This window comes from Sulfolobus sp. B1 (assembly GCF_007050195.1).
Taxonomy (GTDB): domain Archaea; phylum Thermoproteota; class Thermoprotei_A; order Sulfolobales; family Sulfolobaceae; genus Saccharolobus.
The window spans coordinates 1-973 of sequence record NZ_QIMI01000289.1 but is presented as its reverse complement, the minus strand read 5'-3'; the positions used below and the strand labels follow the sequence as shown (position 1 = coordinate 973).

Genomic DNA, 973 nt, shown 5'->3' with positions numbered 1-973 from the left:
ACGCACTTGTTCCCTTTCCAATTTTCCGAAAGGGTTACTTGAAGATGGATGAAACAAATCCTTAGCATGAACCTCTAAATCTGGGTCAAGTCCATATTTTATTTTTATATCAGCAAATCTATTTCTACACTCAGTTATAGTAGCATCTTCCCATACAATAGTCGAGGTAACTATAAAAGGGCTGTCTTCCTTGATAGTAGGCTTACCGCTCTCATCAATAAAGCATACCAGCACAATAATGCGTTTAATTTTCCATTTTATATGTGTTTTGGTAATAAGTACAGATAAGCATAAGTTTTGATATAAGCTAAGTTTCCCTACTATAGAAAGATTTTGATTATTTAATTAATGTGTAGAGGGCAAAATTTTACTATTCATAAATTCGCTGAGAACTCTTGCTCAACACCAAAATAGAGGTCATGAGGTGAAACAATAGAAGACTCATCTTAGTTGTTTAAAGGGACACGGAGGTACAATCAGTTCAGAGAATCATCTTTTAATGACATGTGTGTGGACAACAATTTCACCCATCCCCATAAAATTCAATTTTATTCTCACTTATGCCAATAGATTTCGAGTAAATTGTATTGAAGAATATTTTTAGCCATCTCGTTATTGTGTTTCTTGTTGAGTTAGGTGAGTGTTAGGAAATCAAACCCATTCATCTTCTCGCCCCAATAGATGAGTTGCCTCACACAAAACACTTTTCCACAATAAAGAAAATTCAATTTATATCAACCAAATTGTTATCCACACACGGTAACGTTATAACCGAAAAAGAAAACCTCGCAGGAACTGACCTCCTCCCCGCCCTAAATGGCGAGGGTTCCCTTAGAGCGGTTCACTGGTTTATGGTTTACCGCCTTCATTTTCACCACTTCATAGCTAGTGGGCTTTGACACCCGCTCCGTTCATCCAGCGGTAGACCAAAGGCTGGGTCTTCAGCCACTTTACCCCTATCCCTTGGGTAGAG

The 973-nt window shown here is 38.0% G+C and carries 1 protein-coding gene and 1 pseudogene; both read right to left on the bottom strand.

Annotation, left to right across the window (positions count from 1 at the left end):
- Positions 1 to 234, bottom strand: a 234-nt coding sequence (locus tag DMP16_RS10235; protein WP_143577221.1) for a DUF3800 domain-containing protein, incomplete at its 3' end; no start/stop codon positions are given.
- A gap of 578 nt (positions 235 to 812) precedes the next feature.
- A pseudogene (locus DMP16_RS11480) lies at positions 813 to 973 on the bottom strand (transposase); the annotation flags it as partial.